Source organism: Marilutibacter aestuarii (assembly GCF_006546775.1).
Classification (GTDB): Bacteria; Pseudomonadota; Gammaproteobacteria; order Xanthomonadales; family Xanthomonadaceae; genus Marilutibacter; species Marilutibacter aestuarii.
In genome coordinates, this window is sequence record NZ_VICE01000122.1 from 1 (window position 1) to 1,674 (window position 1,674).

1 protein-coding gene and 1 pseudogene are annotated in these 1,674 nt (G+C 74.4%); both read left to right on the plus strand.

Translation table 11 applies throughout. The features are described 5' to 3' along the window. Positions 1–216 (plus strand): annotated as a pseudogene (locus FKV25_RS12930) (translesion DNA synthesis-associated protein ImuA); the annotation flags it as partial. A 9-nt stretch (positions 217–225) separates the two neighbouring features. After that, the gene (locus FKV25_RS12935) at positions 226–1,644 is read left to right on the plus strand and encodes a Y-family DNA polymerase (RefSeq protein WP_141519217.1); all 1,419 of its coding nucleotides are present in this window, start codon (positions 226–228) and stop codon (positions 1,642–1,644) included. Positions 1,645–1,674 lie beyond the last annotated feature (30 nt).

Consider the following 1,674-nt stretch of genomic DNA (forward strand, 5'->3'; position numbering starts at 1 on the left):
GCCGGCCCGCAAGCCCTGCGGCGCCTGCAGGTGGCGGCCGACGGCGGCGACTGCCTGGGCTTCGCCCTGCGCGACAGCCGCCATGCGGCGAACCCTTCGCCGGCGGCCTTGCGCCTGGAAGCCTGCCCCGATGCGGGTGGGCGGCTCGCCTGGCAGGTCCGCAAGTGCCGGGGCGGCCCGGTGCCGGGCCAGGCCTTCGCGCTGGACGCATGTTGAGGCGCGCGCATGTTGTGGGCCTGTGTACTGCTGCCGCAACTGGCGCTGGACGCCGTCCTTCGCCGACGCCCTGATCCCCGGCAGCCCCTGGCGCTGGTCGAGGGGCCGGCGCAGCTGCGCAGCCTGCATGCAGTCAATGCCGCCGCCCGCGAGGCCGGCCTGCAGCCCGGTATGCGGCTGACCGCCGCCCATGCCTTGTTGCCGGAGTTCGCGATGGTCGAGCACGACCCGCGCGAGACGCTGCGATGGCAGGGCTTCCTGGCCGCCTGGGCCTACCGCTACAGCTCCCTGGTCAGCGTGCAGTGGCCCGGATGCGTGGTGCTGGAGGTACGCGCCAGCTTCCGCCTGCTGGGGCCGTGGCCACGCATCGAGGCCCGCCTGCGCGAGGAGCTCGACGCGCTGGGGTTCCAGCATCGCATCGCGCTCGCGCCCACGCCGCGCGCGGCGCATGTCTTCGCCGGCCTGCGCGACGGCCTGGCGGTCTCCAACCCCGCTGCCATGGTCCAGGTGCTCGATCGCGTACCCGTGCGCCGCGCACGGCTGCCCGGCGACGGCGGCGAGCGCCTGCAGCGCATGGGCATCGAAGACCTGCGACGCCTGCGCGCGTTGCCACGCGACGCGCTGCGCCGCCGCTTCGGCCTGCCCGTGCTGGAGCACCTGGACCGGCTGTACGGCAACGCCGACGATCCCCTGGACTGCCATGCGCCGCCGGATCATTTCGATGCGCGGGTGGAGATGGGCTACGAAGTCGAGAGCCATACCGCCCTGCTGTTCCCCCTGCGCCGCCTGGTCGGCGACCTGTGCACCTATCTCTCGGTCCGCGACGGTGGCGTGCAGCGGTTCCGCCTGCGGCTGGAGCACGAGGCCGGGCATACCGACGTCGAGGTCGGCCTGCTGGCCGCCGAGCGCGAGCCGGGCATGCTGTTCGAGCTCACCCGCCACCGCCTCGAGCGCGTGGCCATCGACCGGCCGGTGGTCGCGCTGCGCCTGTTGGCCCGGGAGTTGCCGCCCTTCATCCCGGCCACCCGCGACCTGTTCGATACCCGCAGCCAGCAGCAGTTGCCGTGGCCGCAATTGCGCGAGCGCCTGCGTTCGCGCCTGGGCGACGAGGCGGTCTACCGCGTCGCGGCCGGCAGCGATCCGCGGCCCGAGAGGGCCTGGCGCCCGGTGCAGGGCGAACAGGCGAGCTTCGCCGCCGCGCCCGCGCGCCCGCCGCGTCCGCTGTGGCTGTTGCCGCGCCCCGTACCCCTGCGCGAGCCGCGCCCGCGCATCGTCTCCGGTCCCGAGCGGCTGGAAAGCGGCTGGTGGGATGGCGACGATGCCCGCCGCGACTACTACGTGCTCGAGACCGCGCAGGGCCAGCGCGCCTGGGCCTATGCCCCGCCCGGCGAACGCGACGGCTGGATGCTGCACGGGTGGTTCGCATGAGCTGGGACGACGCCGTCGACGGCGTGGACC

Excerpts from the sequence above, each read along its gene's own strand:
- FKV25_RS12935 (WP_141519217.1), top strand. The coding sequence starts at position 226 with ATGTTGTGGGCCTGTGTACTGCTGCCGCAACTGGCGCTGGACGCCGTC.